At 63.4% G+C, this 18,092-nt stretch carries 20 protein-coding genes, 1 tRNA gene and 1 pseudogene; 12 read left to right on the top strand and 10 right to left on the bottom strand.

Going from position 1 to position 18,092, the window contains the following annotated elements:
• Positions 1-38 precede the first annotated feature (38 nt).
• The 3 genes from ABIB73_RS13415 (at position 39) to ABIB73_RS13405 (ending at position 3,020) form a co-directional block, all read left to right on the top strand.
• Entirely contained in the window at positions 39-845 is an 807-nt protein-coding gene (locus ABIB73_RS13415; protein WP_354224759.1) for an undecaprenyl-diphosphate phosphatase, read from the top strand.
• A 100-nt stretch (positions 846-945) separates the two neighbouring features.
• Entirely contained in the window at positions 946-2,283 is a 1,338-nt protein-coding gene (locus ABIB73_RS13410) for an FAD-binding oxidoreductase (protein ID WP_354224757.1), read from the top strand.
• Positions 2,280-3,020 carry an SDR family oxidoreductase gene (locus ABIB73_RS13405; protein ID WP_354224755.1) on the top strand — a complete coding sequence of 247 codons (741 nt, stop codon included), beginning with the start codon at positions 2,280-2,282 and terminating at the stop codon, positions 3,018-3,020. The genes ABIB73_RS13410 and ABIB73_RS13405 overlap by 4 nt, the downstream gene beginning before the upstream one ends.
• A 3-nt stretch (positions 3,021-3,023) precedes the next feature.
• Here ABIB73_RS13405 and ABIB73_RS13400 read toward each other — a convergent pair whose 3' ends face one another.
• On the bottom strand, positions 3,024-3,989 hold the full coding sequence (locus tag ABIB73_RS13400) for a complex I NDUFA9 subunit family protein (RefSeq protein WP_354224754.1): 966 nt from the start codon (positions 3,987-3,989) through the stop codon (positions 3,024-3,026).
• A 138-nt stretch (positions 3,990-4,127) separates the two neighbouring features.
• Between ABIB73_RS13400 and ABIB73_RS13395 the strand changes: the two genes are divergently transcribed.
• Positions 4,128-4,214, top strand: a tRNA-Leu gene (locus tag ABIB73_RS13395).
• A gap of 44 nt (positions 4,215-4,258) precedes the next feature.
• On the opposite strand, the gene ABIB73_RS13390 is transcribed toward ABIB73_RS13395, so the two are convergent.
• Positions 4,259-4,552 (bottom strand): type II toxin-antitoxin system ParD family antitoxin, encoded by a 294-nt coding sequence (locus ABIB73_RS13390; RefSeq protein WP_354224752.1) that lies wholly within the window; start codon positions 4,550-4,552, stop codon positions 4,259-4,261.
• A 197-nt stretch (positions 4,553-4,749) separates the two neighbouring features.
• Here ABIB73_RS13390 and ABIB73_RS13385 point away from each other — a divergent pair, with 197 nt between their 5' ends.
• From ABIB73_RS13385 to ptsN, 8 genes are all read left to right on the top strand, one after another.
• Positions 4,750-6,099: a UbiA family prenyltransferase gene (locus ABIB73_RS13385; protein ID WP_354224750.1), complete on the top strand. Its 1,350-nt coding sequence runs from the start codon at positions 4,750-4,752 to the stop codon at positions 6,097-6,099.
• A 111-nt stretch (positions 6,100-6,210) separates the two neighbouring features.
• On the top strand, positions 6,211-6,825 hold the full coding sequence (locus tag ABIB73_RS13380) for a ribonuclease D (protein ID WP_354224748.1): 615 nt from the start codon (positions 6,211-6,213) through the stop codon (positions 6,823-6,825).
• A 173-nt stretch (positions 6,826-6,998) separates the two neighbouring features.
• The gene (lptC, locus tag ABIB73_RS13375; protein WP_354224746.1) at positions 6,999-7,724 is read left to right on the top strand and encodes an LPS export ABC transporter periplasmic protein LptC; all 726 of its coding nucleotides are present in this window, start codon (positions 6,999-7,001) and stop codon (positions 7,722-7,724) included.
• Positions 7,725-7,729: 5 nt separating this feature from the next.
• The gene (locus tag ABIB73_RS13370) at positions 7,730-8,461 is read left to right on the top strand and encodes an LptA/OstA family protein (RefSeq protein ID WP_354224744.1); all 732 of its coding nucleotides are present in this window, start codon (positions 7,730-7,732) and stop codon (positions 8,459-8,461) included.
• 222 nt (positions 8,462-8,683) lie between these two features.
• Entirely contained in the window at positions 8,684-9,697 is a 1,014-nt protein-coding gene (gene lptB / locus ABIB73_RS13365; protein ID WP_354224742.1) for an LPS export ABC transporter ATP-binding protein, read from the top strand.
• 91 nt (positions 9,698-9,788) lie between these two features.
• Positions 9,789-11,402 (top strand): RNA polymerase factor sigma-54, encoded by a 1,614-nt coding sequence (gene rpoN, locus ABIB73_RS13360; RefSeq protein WP_354224740.1) that lies wholly within the window; start codon positions 9,789-9,791, stop codon positions 11,400-11,402.
• Between the two features lie 82 nt (positions 11,403-11,484).
• The gene (hpf, locus tag ABIB73_RS13355; RefSeq protein ID WP_354224738.1) at positions 11,485-12,084 is read left to right on the top strand and encodes a ribosome hibernation-promoting factor, HPF/YfiA family; all 600 of its coding nucleotides are present in this window, start codon (positions 11,485-11,487) and stop codon (positions 12,082-12,084) included.
• A 221-nt stretch (positions 12,085-12,305) separates the two neighbouring features.
• Positions 12,306-12,767 (top strand): PTS IIA-like nitrogen regulatory protein PtsN, encoded by a 462-nt coding sequence (gene ptsN, locus ABIB73_RS13350; RefSeq protein ID WP_063681444.1) that lies wholly within the window; start codon positions 12,306-12,308, stop codon positions 12,765-12,767.
• Between the two features lie 304 nt (positions 12,768-13,071).
• Here ptsN and ABIB73_RS13345 read toward each other — a convergent pair.
• The 8 genes and pseudogenes from ABIB73_RS13345 to ugpA all read right to left on the bottom strand — a co-directional run.
• Positions 13,072-13,173 (bottom strand): annotated as a pseudogene (locus tag ABIB73_RS13345) (DUF1150 family protein); the annotation flags it as partial.
• Positions 13,174-13,216: 43 nt separating this feature from the next.
• A complete protein-coding gene (locus ABIB73_RS13340; RefSeq protein WP_354224736.1) occupies positions 13,217-13,711 on the bottom strand; it encodes a type II toxin-antitoxin system VapC family toxin in 495 nt (164 codons plus the stop codon).
• On the bottom strand, positions 13,708-14,001 hold the full coding sequence (locus ABIB73_RS13335) for a type II toxin-antitoxin system Phd/YefM family antitoxin (protein WP_354224734.1): 294 nt from the start codon (positions 13,999-14,001) through the stop codon (positions 13,708-13,710). Before ABIB73_RS13335 ends, ABIB73_RS13340 begins: the two co-directional genes overlap by 4 nt.
• A gap of 125 nt (positions 14,002-14,126) precedes the next feature.
• Positions 14,127-14,399 carry a BQ00720 family protein gene (locus tag ABIB73_RS13330; RefSeq protein WP_354224732.1) on the bottom strand — a complete coding sequence of 91 codons (273 nt, stop codon included), beginning with the start codon at positions 14,397-14,399 and terminating at the stop codon, positions 14,127-14,129.
• 51 nt (positions 14,400-14,450) lie between these two features.
• Positions 14,451-14,876, bottom strand: coding sequence for an Hsp20 family protein (locus ABIB73_RS13325; protein WP_045004840.1), 426 nt, complete (start codon positions 14,874-14,876; stop codon positions 14,451-14,453).
• Between the two features lie 349 nt (positions 14,877-15,225).
• Complete coding sequence (locus ABIB73_RS13320) at positions 15,226-16,311, bottom strand: sn-glycerol-3-phosphate import ATP-binding protein UgpC (protein WP_354224730.1); 1,086 nt, start codon at positions 16,309-16,311, stop codon at positions 15,226-15,228.
• A 20-nt stretch (positions 16,312-16,331) separates the two neighbouring features.
• Positions 16,332-17,180 carry a sn-glycerol-3-phosphate ABC transporter permease UgpE gene (gene ugpE / locus ABIB73_RS13315; protein WP_354224728.1) on the bottom strand — a complete coding sequence of 283 codons (849 nt, stop codon included), beginning with the start codon at positions 17,178-17,180 and terminating at the stop codon, positions 16,332-16,334.
• On the bottom strand, positions 17,180-18,061 hold the full coding sequence (gene ugpA, locus ABIB73_RS13310; protein WP_354224726.1) for a sn-glycerol-3-phosphate ABC transporter permease UgpA: 882 nt from the start codon (positions 18,059-18,061) through the stop codon (positions 17,180-17,182). The genes ugpE and ugpA overlap by 1 nt, the downstream gene beginning before the upstream one ends.
• Positions 18,062-18,092: the final 31 nt, after the last annotated feature.

Here is an 18,092-nt window from a genome sequence, read left to right as displayed (position 1 = left end):
GAAGAGCCCCGCTTTTCCAGCGGAAATGGACCGTAAATATGTCAGATACAATACGGGCAGTGATCCTCGGCATCATCGAGGGTGTAACCGAGTTCCTTCCCGTCTCCTCGACCGGCCACCTCCTGCTCGCGGAGCGTTTCTTTGGCCTCGGCGAAGGCGCCTTCTGGGATTCGTTTACGGTTCTGATCCAGCTCGGCGCGATCCTCGCGATCGTCGTATTGTATTTCAAGAAATTGTGGGACGTCGCGATCGGCATGTTCACTGGCGACGCCTACGCACGCCGCTTCGTGATCGGCGTGCTGGTGGCGTTCCTGCCCGCGGTCGTCGTCGGTCTCGTCGCCGGCAAATACATCAAGAGCGTGCTGTTCAATCCGTGGGTCGTGTGCTTCTCGCTGATCGTCGGCGGCGCCATCCTGTTGTGGGTCGATCGGCTCGATCTCAAGGCGCGCGAGCATGACGCCACCAGGTTTCCGCTGCTGATGTATCTCTACATCGGCATCGCGCAGTGTATTGCGATGATCCCCGGCGTGTCGCGCTCCGGTGCCAGCATCGTCGCTGCGATGTTTCTGGGGGCCGACAAGCGCGCGGCGGCGGAGTTCTCGTTCTTCCTCGCCATCCCCACCATGATCGGCGCGTTCGCCTACGACTTCTACAAGAACCGCTCCGAGATGACGATGGACCACATGGGCATCGTCGCGATCGGCTTCGTGGTGTCGTTCATCACCGCGATCATCGTAGTAAAGGCGTTCCTCGGATACGTCACCCGCCACGGCTTCGTGGTGTTCGCCTGGTGGCGCGTCATCGTCGGCACGCTTGGCCTGATCGCGCTGGCGCTCGGCCATTAACCTCTCGAAAACTCACTGACGCGCTTCAACGTAATATAAGCTTTTGATCGGTAGGCAGTTTCCAGGCAAGGCGCGGCGCGCCCTGCAAAGGAGCTGAGCGATGACCCTCGTCAGCGGCTGGGGACGCTTCCCGGTCGTCGATACCGATGTGTTGCGGCCGCGGTCGTTCGAGGCCGTGGGCGAAGCCGTCGCAGGGGTAACCGGCTCCGTGGCCCGCGGCAACGGCCGCGCCTATGGCGATGCCGCGATTGGCGTCAGCCGGACCATTACGATGACCGGGTTCGACCGTGTCAGGTCGTTCGATCCGGCGACGGGCCGCATTCGCCTCGAGGCGGGCGTGCTGCTGTCGGACCTGATCGACACCTTTGGTCCGCGCGGCTTCCTGCCCTTCGTCGTGCCGGGTACGCGGTTCGTGTCGGTCGGTGGCGCGATTGCCGCCGACGTGCACGGCAAGAACCATCATTGCGAGGGCGGCTTCGGCCGCTATGTCGACAGCATCTTGTTGCGCACCGGGCGGGGCGAGACCATCGAGGCCTCGCGCGAGCAGAACCCCGAAGCCTTCTTTGCAACCATCGGCGGCATGGGCCTGACCGGAATCATTCTCGAAGCGACCGTCCGGCTGCGGCCGGTCGACACCGGCTGGATCCGTGAGCGGGTGATCTCTGCGTCCGATCTCGATGCGGCGATACGCGCGCTCGAGGCGAGCGATTCCGCGACCTATTCGGTGGCGTGGATCGATTGCGCCGCGAGCGGCAGCGATCTCGGCCGCTCGCTGATCTATCTCGGTGAGCACGCGCGGGCCGACGAGCTTGCCGATGGCGCCGTTCGATTTCCCGTTGGCAAGGGTCCGGGCCTCGCCGTGCCCGTCGATCTGCCGGCGATGACGCTGAACCGCACCAGCATCCGCGCCTTCAATGAGCTCTACTACCGCATGGGCACGCGCCGCGCCGGCGGCAGTCGTGTGGTCTCGCTCTATCCGTATTTCTTTCCGCTCGACAGCATCGCTGACTGGAATCGCATTTATGGAAAACGCGGCTTCCTCCAGCATCAATGCGTGATTCCGGAAGCCGGCGCGCGCGCCGTGCTCGGCGATATCCTCGATCGTGTCTCGAAGCGTGGCGATGCGTCCTTCCTTGCGGTGCTGAAGAAGCTCGGCCAGGGCGACGGCATGCTGTCGTTTCCGCTGCCCGGCTACACGCTGGCGCTGGATTTCCCGATCAAGGGCGACATCCTGAATTTCCTCGACGAGATCGACCGCCTGGTCGTCGCTGCCGGTGGCAGGCTTTATCTGGCGAAAGACGCGCGCCAGTCGCGTGCGACCTTCGAGGCCGGCTATCCCGCTCTGCAACGCTTCAACGCGATCCGCAAATCGCTCGACCCCGCGGGAAACATCCGTTCGAAACTTTCGCAGCGTTTATTTGATGAGGTGCAGCCGTGACGTCGCGCAAGACTGTATTGGTGCTGGGTGGCTCCTCCGATATCGGGCGCGCCGCCGCGCGCGCCTTTGCGAAAGCGGGTTACGATGTCGGGCTCGCAGGGCGCGACGCCGCTGCGCTCGAGCCTGACGCCGCCGATCTGCGCGCCCGCTACAGCATCGAGGCGAACACCCTGAAGTTCGACGTGCTCGACACCGCCACGTTCGAGAGCTTCGCCGGCGGCCTTCCGGCATTGCCCGACGTCGTCGTCTCGATTGTTGGCTTGCTGGGCGTGCAGGTGCAGGCGGAAAGCGATCTCGCTCATGCCACCACGATCATGCGTTCGAACTACGAGGGGCCGTCGCTGATCCTCGGTCTGTTCGCCGAAAAATTCCTGGCGCGCGGCAATGGCACCATCGTCGGCGTGTCCTCGGTCGCCGGCGATCGCGGCCGTTCCTCGAACTATGTCTACGGCTCGGCCAAGGCGGGTTTCTCCGCATTCCTGTCCGGCCTGCGCGGCCGCGCCAGCCGCGGTGGCGTGCATGTCGTCACGGTGAAGCCCGGCTTCGTCCGTACCAAGATGACGGAGGGAATGAAGCTGATCGGCCCGCTGACCGTCGATGCGCCGGTGGTGGGCGATGCGATCCTTCAGGCCGTGGAGCGGAAGACGGATGTCGTCTATGTCAGCGGCACATGGCGCCTCGTGATGTTCATCATCAAGGCGTTGCCGGAGGCGGTGTTCAAGAAGCTGAAATTCTGAGCCTCACGCGCTCTTGCGCTGGAACTGGCCGGCGGCGCGAAAACGCCAGAGATATTGCGGGGCGATGGCTTCCAGCGAATCGGCGGATATGCCGAGGCCTTCCAGCGTCAGGCCTGCAGCCTTCGCCGTATCAGAGACGACATTGTCGCGCGCGAGCAGCGTGACCTGGTCCGGCGTCAGCTTGAACGCGCCCGGCGCGAATTGCAGGAAGTTGGCCTTGAAGCGGGCGAGGGAGAACGGCAGCGGGATCAGCGCCGGCTTGCGGTCGGCGATGGCGAGGATCGCCTCGATGATCTCGCGCATGGTCAGCACTTCGGGCCCGCCGAGCTCGTAAGTGGCGCCGGCCTTGGCCTTGCCGTCGACGGCATCCGCGATCGCGGTCGCGACGTCGCCGACATAGACCGGCTGCATCCGGGTACTCCCGCCGATCAGCGGCAGCACCGGCGACATCCGCGCCAGCGCGGCGAAGCGGTTGGTGAACTGGTCCTCGGGTCCGAACATCACGGAGGGGCGGAAGATCGTGGCGGACGGCACCGCTGCCGTCACAGCCGCCTCGCCGGCCGCCTTGGCCCTGGCATAGCGCGAGGGCGATTCCGCGTCGGCGCCGATCGCCGAGACATGCACCATGCGGGCGCCTGTGGCTGCTGCCGCCTTGGCGACCGTTTCGGCGCCCTTGGCCTGGACGGCGTCGAAGCTCTGCGCGCCGCTCTCGGCGAGGATGCCCACGAGGTTGATCGCGACATCCGAATCACGCATCGCCGCCTCGACCGAGGTCGGATAGCGCAGATTGGCCTGCACGGTGTGGACTTGCCCGACCTTGCCCGAAGGCTGGAGGAAACCGGCGAGCTCCGGCCGACGCACCGCGACCCGGACCCGGTAGTCGCGCCTGCACAGCGCGCGGACGACATTCCGGCCCAAAAACCCCGATCCGCCGAAAACCGTGACGAGAGTTTCCAGATTCGATGCCATGAGGTCCGTTCCTGCGGGAGAGTGCGCCTGACGAGGCTTGTATCGGGCCGTTTTGCGATGCGCAATCCGCATCCCCACGCCCGAATTGACAAGCGCGTCACCGAACCGTAGTAACCGCCCCCGTGCCCCAACCGGCATGCCCAGGTGGTGGAATTGGTAGACGCGCTGGCTTCAGGTGCCAGTGGCTTAACGGCCGTGAAGGTTCGAGTCCTTTCCTGGGCACCATTTAGGTTCGTGCGACTGCGATCAGCGGGTGCCCTCCCAAAAATCTACTCCTCCGGGAAAAGCAGCGGCTCGTAGTCGCGGGCGCCGTGGCCCGTCTTGCCGGCCAATCGCGCTTCCAGCCGGTCAAAAACCTCGGAGCTTGGTTTGGTCCGGCCCGCATCAGCATCATCAAGCCCGCGTGCGATCGCCGCGTCCAACACCGCTAACCGCGCTTCGCGCTCCTGAATGAGTCGCACGCCCTCCCGCAGCACCTCGCTCTTGGAGTGGTAGCGGCCCGATGCGACTAGCTTTGTCACAAAGTTTTCAAGGGCTTCGCCGAGATCTGCACTTACCGCCATGCCGCGCTTCTCCGCCAATATTCAGCTTAATAACTATTATTGAATGGTCTCTGCATCAAGCCGGACCTGATTGGCTCCCGCTCCAATTAAGCCGCCCTTAGCGAATGTTCCCCTAGGCTCGAGGCCGTCCATTTTCCTGCTCCCGGCCTCCCCAGCCTTTGGGCCGGTCGTGTCGCGGTAAGTCAGAGCGTTTTCGGATGGAGCAGCCTGCCTGGCAGTACGATCGCGGCGCGTCCGAGCCGTCGGTGATCCCGGCGCCTGCCCGGACGCTCGTCATCGACCTCGAAGGCGCGCTGCTGCGTTCGGAACTGCTGATGGAAGCGCTGTTCAGCGCGCCCGGCCGCATGCTTGCCCGCTTCGGCGCGGGCGGACGCCCGGGCATGGCCGCGCTCACGGATATTCTGGCACGGGCCGAAATCGACTACGCCCATCTTCCCTATGATACCGACGTGCTGAACCGGGCGCTGGCAGCGCGGGCGCGGGGCGAGAAGATCTATCTCGTAGCTAGCCGCTTTGCCGATCATGCCGCTGGGGTCGCCGCGCATCTCGGATTCGATGGCGTGGTTGCGCCGGCGGATCTAGTCGCGGGCGACAAGCTGCCATTCGATCGCGTCTCGGTGGAGCGCATCAGCGAGCGCAGCCGCCCCAGCCTCAAGACCTCTAGTTTGAAGACCTCTAATTTGAAGACTTGGGCGAAGGCGCTGCGGGTCTATCAATACGCCAAGAACACGCTGGTGTTCGTGCCGGCGATCACCGCGCATCAGATGAATGTTGCGACGCTCGGCTCCGCGCTGCTGGCGTTCCTGGCGTTCTCGGCCTGCGCCTCGGGCGCCTATCTGATGAACGATCTGCTCGATCTCGCAGCCGACCGGCAGCACCCGACCAAGCGTCATCGCGCGCTCGCGGCCGGTGATCTCGCGATCTCGTCGGCGCTGCTTGCGATCCCCGTGCTGTGGACTTTCGCGGTCGCTGCCAGCCTCTGCATCTCCGCGGCCTTCCTCGGCGTCCTCGCCGTTTATCTCGCCACCACCATCGCCTATTCGCTGGTGCTCAAGCGCAAGATGCTGGTCGACGTGGTGACGCTCGCCGGCCTCTACTCCTTGCGCATCGGCGCCGGCGCCGTCGCCGCCGGCGTGATGCTGTCGGAATGGCTGATGATCTTCTCGCTGTTCGTGTTCACCTCACTGGCGCTGATCAAGCGCTTCAGCGAGCTCAGCATGCGCGAGGGCGCGGGCCTGTCCGATCCCTCCAACCGCGACTACCGGATCACCGATCTGCACATCATCGCCGCCATGGCCGCCGCAAGCGCCATGAATGCGGTGACGGTGTTCTCGCTCTATCTGTCGTCCTCCGCGGTGACGCCGCTCTACAGCCGCCCCTGGATGCTGTGGCTGCTCGCGCCGTTGCTGCTCTACTGGTTCGGCCGTGCCCTGATGATCGCGCATCGCCGCGAGATGCCCGACGATCCCATCATCTACGCCTTCCGCGACGGCGCCAGCCGCACCACCGTGGCGGCGATGATCTGCATCATGCTGGCGGCGATCTGACCGGCCCCGCATCCGGCGCTTGCGCGACCCGCCCGCAGTGGATACATCGCGGGCAATCCCGACTAGCCTATGCTGCCGACGCTACCGATTCGATTGAGGTTTTGAAACGCCATGACCGTACGCCTGCATCGCGGCGATTTGCCCGACCTGTCCCGCTACACCGCAGCGGTGGCGATCGACACCGAGACCATGGGCCTGAACCCGCACCGCGACCGGCTCTGCGTGGTCCAGCTCTCGCCCGGCGACGGCAGCGCCGACGTGGTGCAGATCCCGAAGGGCCACACCGATGCGCCGAACCTGAAGGCGCTGCTGGCCAATCCCGCCATCACCAAGATCTTCCATTTCGCCCGGTTCGACATCGCCGTGCTTTACCAGACCTTCGGCGTGATGACCGGGCCGATCTACTGCACCAAGATCGCCTCCCGCCTGACGCGGACCTATACCGACCGCCATGGCCTCAAGGACCTCGTGCGCGAGGTGCTCAATGTCGACCTCTCCAAGCAGCAGCAATCCAGCGACTGGGGTTCCGACAGCCTGACCGAACCGCAGCTCGCCTACGCCGCCTCCGACGTGCTGCATCTGCACGGCTTGCGCGAGCGGCTCGACGCCATGCTGGTCCGGGAGGGCCGCACCGCGCTGGCAAAAGCCTGTTTCGACTTCCTGCCGACCCGCGCCCTGCTCGACCTCCAGGGCTGGCAGGAAGAGGACATTTTCGCGCATTCCTGAAGCCTTTGGCGGCCGTTAGGTTGGGGCTGCCGCCCCGTTTCGGACACTTTCGTAACGGCCTGTCGCAGGCTGCATATTCCCGAGGTCGCGGGTACAATGGGGCACCCTCGATCGGAGCCTTTGACCGACAAGGCTAGTGACTGAACAAGGCAGGCGACGCCCCTGGAGCACCGGTGAACTCGGCCCAGTTTTCAACCTACGACGCCGCGCTTGCGGCGAAGTTTGCCAGCGCGGCGCGCCACAGCCGCCTGGTGCGGATTCTGCGCATCGCGGTGCCGGCGACGGTGGTTGTGGCCATGGCCTCGATCGTTGCCGTCTCGACCTTTCTGAACCCCTTCCAGATTCCCATAAAACTCGACTCCGGAAACCTCGTGGTGACCGGCACTAAGATCACGATGGAATCGCCGCACATGTCCGGCTTCACCCCGGACCAGCGGCCCTATGAGCTCTGGGCCAAGACCGCAACGCAGGACATCACCGATCCCGATCATGTCGATCTCGCAGACCTGCGTGCGAAGGTCCTGATGGAAGATCAATCCACCCTGTTCCTCGATGCCCGCACCGGCCGGTTCGACAACAAGCAGCAGCAGCTCGACCTGCACAAGGATATCTTCCTGCGCACCTCGACCGGCTATGAGGCGCGGCTGAACTCGGCCTTCGTCGACATGGGCAAGGGCACGGTCTCGTCGGACGAGCATGTCGACGTCAAGCTGACCAACGGCACGCTGACGGCCGACCGGCTGCGCATCACGGAAGGCGGCGACGTCATTCGCTTCGAGGGCAATGTCGTGATGCATCTGGACAAGATCAGCACGGATGACGCTGCTAGCGCGCCTGTCGAGCAGCCCGCGCCGGCGCCGCCGGCGAAGTCCAAGAGCAAGTCTGCGAATTCAAAATGATTTTCATGGCCAGATTTTTTCCGCGCAACGACGGGCGTAGCGCCATCTTCAGTGCGGCCGCGCTTGTCGGCGTCGCGCTGATTGCTACGGGTGCGGCGGTCGCGCAGAGCACGATGCAAGGCGTGCCCAACGCCATGCAGGGTTTCTCGCAGAACCGCGATCAGCCGATCCAGATCGAAGCCGCCTCGCTCGAGATGCGCGACAAGAAGAAGGAGGCGACCTTCTCCGGCAATGTGAAGGTCGTGCAGGGCGACACCACCATGACCTCGAAGACGCTGGTGGTGTTCTACGAATCGAGCAGCGACAAGGCGGCCACGCCGCCGGCAACTGGGCAAACCGCAAAGAGCGCAAAGGCTGCTCCGATGCAATCGGCAACGCCGGGGCCCGGCGGCGCCTCTTCGATCAAGCGGCTGGAAGCGCGCGGCAATGTCGTGGTGACCCAGAAGGACCAGGTGGTGACCGGCGAGACCGCCGTCTTCGACACCAAGACCAACCTCATCACCATGCTCGGCGGTTCGGGCGGTCAGGTGGTCCTGACGCAGTGCCAGAACGTGCTGCGCGGCGACAAGCTGATGGTCGACATGACCACCGGCGTCTCGCGGGTGGAATCGGACAGCGGCAAGGTGCAGGGTCTGTTCATCCAGTCGCAGGGCGGGCAGAACGGCAAATGCGGGACGCCCGTAACCCCTGGCTCAGGGCCGGCGACGCCTTCGCTCATCCCCGGTAAGCCTAAGTAAATCAATATGTTAGGTAATAATTTCCTGCCGCGAGGTTGAAGCCGGCGCGACAAGACTGTATCTACCGCAACGGGCTTTCGAAGCGGGGTCTGCCGCTTTTCGGGCATGTTTCACTGGGCATGAGACATCCCCTAACTCATGCTGCGTCGGCGAATCGCAAGGCCGGCGCGGCAGATCGCGCGAATATCGCGCAGGATCATCGTAGAAGGCTAGAAGGCGGGGATGGTCGATCTCTTCAGCATGTTCCGTCGGCGCCCCGCCAAGCGCGGCCGGCCAGGATTTGCGCGTCAGGACATTACCGCGCTCGCAGACGACATAGGCGGCCTGGTGACCAGCCAGGTGCGGGATGCGCCCCCCATCGCACGTGATCAGTCCGTTCAGGTGCCGGACCAGTTCCGCGGCGAACCGCGGCCGCCGCGTCAGCCAGCTCAACCGGCCAAAGCCAGTGCCAAGCCCAATATCAAGTCCAATACCAAGGCCAACGGCTCGGGCGGGCCGCAGCTTCTGAAGCGGCCGGGCTTCCTGGCTGTGCATAGCGTGGAAAAGAGCTTTGGCAGCCGCCAGGTGGTGCGCGGCGTCAGCATCTATGTGCGCCGCGGCGAAGCGGTCGGGCTGCTCGGTCCGAACGGCGCCGGCAAGACCACCGTGTTCTATATGATCACCGGTCTGATCAAGCCCGATCGCGGCGCGATCGAGCTCGACGGCCACGATGTCACGAAGCTGCCGATGTATCAGCGCGCGCGGCTCGGCATCGGCTATCTGCCGCAGGAGGCCTCGATCTTCCGCGGCCTCACCGTCGAGCAGAACATCCGCGCCGTGCTCGAAGTGGTCGAGCCCTCGCGCAAAAAGCGTGAGCAGCAGCTCGATGCGCTGCTCGACGAATTCAACATTACGCGGCTGCGGAAATCGCCCTCAATCGCGCTATCCGGCGGCGAGCGGCGGCGCGTCGAGATCGCGCGCGCTCTGGCGACGCGTCCGAACTACATGCTGCTCGACGAGCCCTTCGCCGGCATCGATCCGATCGCGGTCGGCGATATTCAGGATCTCGTCCGCCATCTCACCAATCGCGGCATCGGCGTGCTCATCACCGACCACAATGTACGCGAGACGCTCGGCCTCACCGACCGTGCCTATATCGTCTATGCCGGTGAAATCTTGACCGAGGGCAGCCCGGATGAGATCGTCAATGATCCGGATGTTCGCCGCCTCTATCTCGGCGAGGAATTCCGCCTCTAGCCCTTTTTTCGAGTTCGTCAAGGCGTGTACATCGGGCTTGGACTAGGATAAGCAAAAATCGGACCAATTTTTTGGGAACGGTTCTTGCTTCATGGCGCTCACGCAGAGATTAGAGTTCCGGCAATCGCAGTCGCTGGTCATGACGCCGCAGCTGATGCAGGCGATCAAGCTGCTGCAATTGTCCAATCTCGATCTCACGACCTTCGTCGAGGAAGAACTCGAGCGTAACCCGCTGCTGGAACGGGCCAATGACGAGGCGCCGGCGGGCGAAGCCCAGGCGGAAGCCGGCCAGTTCAATGATTCCGACGGCGGCCACAACGACGAGCCGGGCGGTGGCCCGGGCGAGGCCTTCGAGCCCGGCCAGGAAGAATGGATGAGCAAGGATCTTGGCACCCGCGCCGAGATCGAGCAGACCCTCGACACCGGCCTGGACAACGTCTTCTCCGAGGAACCGGCCGAGGCGGCCGCGCGCACCGCCCAGGATGCGGCGCCGACGACCTATACGGAATGGGGCGGCGGTGCCTCCGGGGACGAGGACTACAATCTCGAAGCCTTCGTTGCCGCGGAGACCACGCTTGGCGACCATCTCGCCGAGCAGCTCTCGGTCGCCTTCACTGGACCCGCGCAGCGCATGATCGGGCAGTACCTGATCGACCTCGTCGACGAGGCCGGCTATCTGCCGCCAGACCTCGGTCAGGCCGCCGAGCGGCTTGGCGCATCGCAGCAGGACGTCGACAACGTTCTTGCCGTGCTGCAAAAATTCGACCCGCCCGGTGTCTGCGCGCGCAATTTGAGCGAATGCCTGGCGATCCAGCTGCGCGAGCTCGACCGCTACGATCCCGCGATGCAGGCGCTGGTCGAGCATCTCGATCTCCTTGCCAAGCGTGACATCGCCGGCCTGCGCAAGGTCTGCGGCGTCGACGACGAGGACATCGCCGACATGATCGGCGAGATTCGTCGCCTCAATCCCAAGCCCGGCATGAAGTTCGGCTCGGCGCGTCTTCAGACCATGGTGCCGGACGTCTATGTCCGCCCGGGTCCGGATGGCGGCTGGCATGTCGAGCTCAACAGCGACACCTTGCCGCGCGTGCTGGTCAACCAGACTTATTATTCGCAACTGTCGAAGAAGGTCGGCAAGGACGGCGACAAGTCGTATTTCACCGACGCGCTCCAGAACGCGACCTGGCTGGTGCGCGCGCTCGACCAGCGCGCCCGCACCATTTTAAAGGTCGCGACCGAGATCGTGCGGCAGCAGGACGGCTTCTTCACGCATGGCGTGGCGCATCTGCGGCCGCTGAATCTCAAGGCCGTCGCCGATGCCATCCAGATGCATGAATCCACGGTGTCGCGCGTCACAGCGAACAAATACATGGCGACAAACCGCGGCACGTTCGAGCTGAAATACTTCTTCACGGCATCGATCGCCTCGGCCGACGGCGGCGAGGCGCATTCGGCCGAAGCCGTGCGTCACCACATCAAGCAGCTGATCGATTCGGAAGCGCCTGCCGCGATCCTGTCGGATGATACGATCGTGGAACGGTTGCGCGCCTCGGGCATTGATATTGCTCGCCGCACGGTCGCGAAGTACCGCGAAGCCATGCGCATTCCCTCCTCGGTGCAACGCCGCCGCGACAAGCAGAGCGCTCTTGGTAACGTTCTCTCCACCGCAATGTCCGATCGCTCCCGCAACACCGAGCCGGCCTGATTGCGCGGGCGCGAAATCGCGCTACTCTCAATCTCCCATCGAGACCGATCCCAGCTAGGCACCAAACCAAGCGAGGTATCACATGACTCTCAGAATCTCGGGAAAGAGCGTCAGCGTCGGCGAGGCCCTGCGCGGCCGAGTTGCCGACCGCACCGACGAGGTGCTGCGTAAATATTTCGATGGCAATTATTCCGGCCACATCACGCTGAGCAAGGATGGCTTCGGCTTCCGCACCGACTGTGCGCTGCACCTCGATTCGGGAATCACGCTGGAGGCCGATTCGAACGCGCCGGACGCCTATGCCAGCGCCGACCAGGCCCTGTTGATGATCGAGAAGCGGCTCAAGCGTTACAAGAGCCGGCTCAAGGACCGTTCGGCCCGTAAGGCCCATGTCGCCTCTGCGGCGCTCGCCGCGCTCGATGCCACCAGCTACGTGCTGGAGGCGCCGGGAGAGGGTGAAGACGACGATGAGGTCACCGGCTACAGCCCCGTGATCATCGCAGAGGCAACCACCTCGCTGAAACTGCTCTCGGTCAGCGAAGCCGTCATGGAACTCGACCTCAGCGGGGCACCCTGCCTGGTCTTCCAGCATGGCTCGTCGGGCCGGGTGAACATCATTTACCGCCGGGCCGACGGCAATGTGGGCTGGATCGACCCGCCGGGCGGAAAATCGGGCGGGTAGGCCCGTGCAAGGGACCCCGTACTATCCGCAGCCCTTAACAATGACCGGGGCAAAGCCGCACGCGGGAGTTGGCACCGGGATTGCGTTGGAGTAGAAGCGCCCCACATCAGGATCGGGGCTAAGTCCACCTCCTGCTTCACCTTCTTGACGCCGGCCTGGCTCGGTTTGACCGAGTAGGCCAATTCGGAACCTGACGGTTTAATTCACCTCGGAAACCTTCCATGCCGATTACCGATCTGGTCGCACCCGAGGCGATTCTCCCGGCATTGAAGGTCAACAGCAAGAAGCAGGCGCTCCAGGAGCTCGCGGCCAAGGCCGCCGAGCTGACCGGCCAGAACGAGCGCGCGGTCTTCGAGGTGCTGCTGCAACGGGAAAAGCTCGGCACCACCGCGGTCGGTTACGGCGTCGCCATTCCCCACGGCAAGCTGCCCAAGCTGGAAAAGATTTTTGGTCTGTTTGCTCGTCTCGATCGCCCGATCGATTTCGAGGCGATGGACGGCCAGCCGGTCGATCTCGTGTTCTTGCTGCTGGCGCCGGAAGGCGCCGGCGCCGACCACCTCAAGGCCTTGGCGCGCATCGCCCGCCTGCTGCGCGACCAGGACATCGCCAAGAAGCTCCGCGCCTCGCGCGACGCCCAGGCGATCTATTCGGTGCTGGCGCTGCCGCCCGCGACCGCGGCCTGATCGTCATTGCTTCGCTACGCTCGCAATGCGACTTTGAGCGTGCATCTCCCCTCTCTCGCTCCGGACGCAGCGCAGCGCTTTTTCAGCGGCGCGCTGCTGAGCCGGGGCCTATGCCGCGTGTGGCACTGGGTCCCGGCTCTACGCTCCAACGTTTGCGCGTTGCAGCTTGTCCGGGACACCAGACTCGCTGTTGCCCTACGCTCGCAATGACGACGCGGAAACTTCATCTCTCAGAATAAAAACGGGCACGCCCTCGCACAAAGGCATGCCCGCTTGAAAGTCTATTCGTACGACGCGCGCGTGGTCAGTGCACGCTCACCGCTTGCAACTCGTTGCTCCAGGCGTTGGCGACCGCGTCTTCGCGGCTGTCGGTCAGCATGATCGGCGTCCCGTCGGCGGCGTGGAGCGGCACTGCCGCCCGCGACCGCGGCGCAAAGCGACCGTTTCCGCTATAGTTTAGAGATTGCTTCGAGCGTCACGGGCGGCCGCATGAGCGTCTCGTTGCCGTGACGGTAGAACTTGCGCGTCCACGGATCAAAGACCGGCACGCGTGCTTCGACGAATTCGTCGATATCGCGTGTAACAACGATCAGATCCTGTAGGGAGGCGATGGCCGCGATGAACAAGTCTGGCTGCCCGAACGTGTGGCGGCGCTTGCGGCCCTCGACGATCATCGTTTTCCACCGCACGACGACATCTTCGGTGATGGCAAGAGCCCTACCCGCGAACAGCGGTCGAAGCATGTTGTCCAGCCACGATTGAAGATCTGCGCGCCTGGCAGGGTCGGACAGTTGTTCGATACCATAGACGATTTCAGCGAACGTGATCTCCGTGACATAGAGGTCGTCGCCGCTTTGGCCGGCAACAAAATTTACAACATCGTGGTTAGGTTTAGGCCTGCGCAGCTCCGAGACCACATTGGTATCGAGCAGCCATCCCCTCAAAGCTCGACGTCCCGAACCTTGGACTTGATCGTCAGGCGTTCAAACTCCACGTCGCCCAACGGGGATTTGGCAAGGACTGTAACGATGTCGCGACCGCTCACGGGCCGCTGGAGGCGGTCGAACTCCTCTGCGGCGATAATAACCGCAGCGTCTTTCCCATGCAGAGTGACCCGCTGCGGTCCGATGCGTTGGGCCTCTCTGACAATCTGGCTCAGGTGAGTCTTCGCATCCTGAAGGCTCCATCGCCCGGACTGGGAGCCCTTCTTCGAAGAGGGACGCTTGGCCGTCATGTTGCTCTTTCTAGTCGGATCAACCAGAATTTAGAGTATCCGAATTCGACTGCAAAAGCAAAACGGGCACGCCTTCGTGCGAAGGCATGCCCGCTTGAAACTCCATTCGTGCGACGCGCGCGTGCTCAGTGCACGCTGACGGCTTGCAGCTCGTTGCTCCAAGCGTTGGCGACCGCGGCTTCGCGGCTGTCGGTCAGCATGATCGGCGTGCCGTCGGCGGCGTGGAGCGCGAAAAGCTTGAGGCCCGGCGCAATTGTCGGCGCTTCGGGAAACAGGCCCGGCACATCCTCGGAGCGGATCTGCTTCACATAGGCGATATGACCTTCGCCGAGGGTTGCCAGCGTCTCGGGTGAGACGTTCTTGGCTTCGTATTCGAACGCAACGTGACCTTCACTCATGGTCTCGACTCCTCTCTCGAAACTAAGCGGTCGAGTCCGCTACTCGTTCCATTATTCGTGCTCATTGATAGCGATTGTCTTAACGATCCTCTCCGGTTCTGGCCGGGCAAGATCGATCGCCAGCAATCCGTTCTTCAGATCCGCACCCAGCACCAGCATCCCCTCCGCCAGCACGAAGGTGCGCTGGAAGTGGCGCGCGGCGATGCCGCGATGAATATATTGCCGGGTCTTGTCGTCCTGCTGCCGCCCGCGGATCACGAGCTGGTTTTCCTCAATGGTTACATCGAGTTGGTCGCGGGTGAATCCGGCGACCGCCAGCGTGATGCGTAGGCGCTCGGGCTGGCCGTCCGATCGGTCGCACCTCTCGATATTGTAAGGAGGGTAACCGTCGGCGCCTTTGACGACGCGATCGAGCACGCGCTCAATCTCGTCGAAGCCCAGAAGGAACGGGCTGGAAAGCGTGGGAACACGAGACATAGTTTACAAAGTCCTCTCGAAGCGACTTTGGCATTTCAGGGCCCAGAACGGCGCCCCTTGGTCAGTAATATGGTCATATCCCCGTGTGGGTTCAAGGACGTAGCCGGGGGGGGGCTGTGGATGGCCATTCCGGCCGCCCCACCCACTCTACAGTCGCACAAATGCTTGCAGATCGTCATGGCCGGGCTTCTCCCGGCCATCCACGACCTTTCTCGCGGCCTTAAGACGTGGATGCCCGGGGCAAGCCCGGGCATGACGAATTGCGGGCGATTTATCCCAATGAAAACAGATCCCCGGCTACTGTGCATGGGGTTGTTTTCGCGTTTTTTGTCGAACCGGCCCTGGAACCTCAGGCCTCGATCCGCGTCCGCCCGTCGCCGCTGAACAGATGCAGCTTGTTACGTACCGCTGCGACGCGGATCTTCTCACCGATGGCCGGGGCCTCGGTTCCCGGGATGCGGACGATGACCTCACCCGGCGCCAACTCACCGGGATTGGCGGCGATGCGCTGCTCGTCCTGCTTGCGAGCGCCGTAGATGAAGGTCTCGGCGCCGACGCGCTCGATCGCTTCCACGGTGAGCGGCAATGCGACACCGCCGGCCGGGGTCTGGTCGGTGATCACAAAATCCTCCGGGCGGATGCCGAGGATGCCGGCGTCAGTCGTGCCGCCGCCGAGCTGCGATTTGATTTCATCGGCGCGTGTCGACATCAGATTCATCGGCGGCGCGCCGATGAAGGAGGCGACAAAGGTCGTTGCCGGCTTTTCGTAGATCGCGAGGGGATTGCCGACCTGCTCGACCTGGCCGCCGTTCATCACCACGAGAATGTCGGCGAGCGTCATCGCCTCAAGCTGGTCGTGCGTGACGTAGATCGATGTCGTGTTCAGCCGGCGCTGCAGTTTGCGGATCTCGACCCGCATCGCGATGCGCAGTTTTGCATCGAGATTGGAGAGCGGCTCGTCGAACAAAAATACCTTTGGCTGGCGCACGATGGCGCGGCCCATGGCGACGCGCTGGCGCTGGCCGCCGGAGAGCTGGCGCGGCTTGCGCTCCAGCATCGGCGTGAGCTCGAGCACGCGCGCGGCTTCGTCGACGCGGGTCTTGACCTCGGCCTCCGCCATGCCGCGGTTGCGCAGGCCGTAGGCCATGTTGTTGAAGACGCTCATATGCGGATAGAGCGCGTAGTTCTGGAACACCATCGCGATGTCGCGATCGGCGGGCTCGACCTGGTTGACGACACGGCCGCCGATGTCGATCTCGCCGCCGGAGACGGTCTCCAGGCCTGCGACCATGCGGAGCAGCGTCGACTTGCCGCAGCCGGAGGGGCCGACCAGCACGCAGAACTGTCCGTCGGCGACATCGACGTTGACGCCCTTGATGGCTTCGAAGCCGCCGGGATAGGTCTTGCGGACGTTGCGCAGGGTGACGTTAGCCATGAAAACTCACTTCCAAAAACCTACTTCTCGGTCTCGACCAGGCCGCGCACGAACAATTTCTGCATGGCGATGACCACGAACACCGGCGGCAGCATCGCCAGCACGGCGGTCGCCATCACGACCGGCCATTCGGTCAGCGCGTCGGTGGTGGTGATCATCTTGCGGATGCCGACCTGGATCGTCTGCATGTCGTCGCGGGTGGTGATGAGCAGCGGCCACAGATATTGATTCCAGCCGAGGATGAAGAGGATCACGAACAGCGCCGCCATGTTGGTGCGCGACAGCGGCAGCAGCGTATCCCAGAAGAAGCGCAAGGGACCGGCGCCGTCGATGCGCGAGGCTTCCAGCAGCTCATCCGGCACGGTCATGAAGAACTGCCGGAACAGCAGCGTCGCGGTGGCCGAGGCGATCAGCGGCAGCGACAAGCCGGCATAGCTGTCGAGCATGTGCAGATCGGCGACGATCTTGTAGGTCGGATAGATGCGGACCTCGACCGGCAGCATCAAGGTGATGAAGATGATCCAGAAGATCGGCATCCGGAACGGAAAGCGGAAATAGACGATCCCATAGGCCGAGATGATCGAGATCGCGATCTTGCCGACGGCGATCAACAGCGCCATCACCAGCGAGTTCAACATCATGTTGCCGACGGGCTCGCGGGTCGAGCCGCTCGTGCCGACGAAGATGGTCTGGTAGTAGACCTCGAAGAAATGACCGCCCGGCAACAGCGACATCTGTCCGTTGGCGATCAGCGCGTTGTCCTGGGTCGAGGCGACGATCGCGATGTAGACGGGAAACGCCACGATCGCGATCCCGATCCAGAGGATGAAGTGGGCGACGTAGCGTCGAAAGCCCTCGTCTTCGACCATCAGTAGGTCACCTTGCGTTCGACGAAGCGGAACTGGATTCCCGTCAGCACGATGACCATGACCATCAGGATCACCGATTGCGCCGCGGAGCTGCCGAGATTGCCGCCGAGCAGGCCGTCGGAATAGACCTTGTAGACCAGGGTCACCGTCGACGTGCCGGGCCCGCCGCGGGTCATGGTGTCGATAATGCCGAAGGTGTCGAAGAAGGCGTAGACGATGTTGACGACCAGCAGGAAAAAGATGGTCGGCGACAACAGCGGGAAGGTCACGGTCCAGAACCGCCGCATCGGGCGCGCACCGTCGATCGCGGCGGCCTCGAACACGCTTCTGGGGATGGCTTGCAGGCCGGCGAGGAAGAACAGGAAATTATAGGATATCTGCTTCCAGGCGGCGGCGAGGATGATCAGCGCAGCCGCCTGGTTGCCGTCGAGCAGCGGATTCCAGTCGATGCCGGCGGCGCGCAAGTAACGCGCGAGCACACCGAGCGAGGGATGCAGCATGAAGATCCAGAGCACGCCGACGACAGGCGGTGCGACCGCATAGGGCCAGATCAAGAGCGTGCGGTAGAGCATCGAGCCGCGCAGCGGCTTGTCGGCCATCACGGCGAGCAGCAGCGCGAAAGACAGCGACGAGACGGCGATCGCGAACGAGAAGAAGAAGGTCCGGACGATCGCTTCGAAATAGGCAGGGTCTTTGAACAGATCGATGTAATTATCGAACCAGACGAAGCTCGTTGAGAGACCGAAGGCGTCCTGGAGCAGGAACGATTGGATCACCGCCTGCAAGGCCGGCCAATAAAAGAAAATCAGGACGATCGCGAGCTGCGGCGCAACCAGCGCATAGGGCAATAGTCTGGATTGGAAAATGGCTTGCTTTTGCATGATGTCGGGTGAGCGGCAGGCCGGATCGCGG

The sequence above is a fragment of the Bradyrhizobium sp. F1.4.3 genome (genome assembly GCF_040548375.1).
In the GTDB taxonomy this organism is placed as follows: domain Bacteria; phylum Pseudomonadota; class Alphaproteobacteria; order Rhizobiales; family Xanthobacteraceae; genus Bradyrhizobium.
Note: the sequence above shows the minus strand (reverse complement) of the source record. Positions and strands in the feature narration are given on the sequence as shown.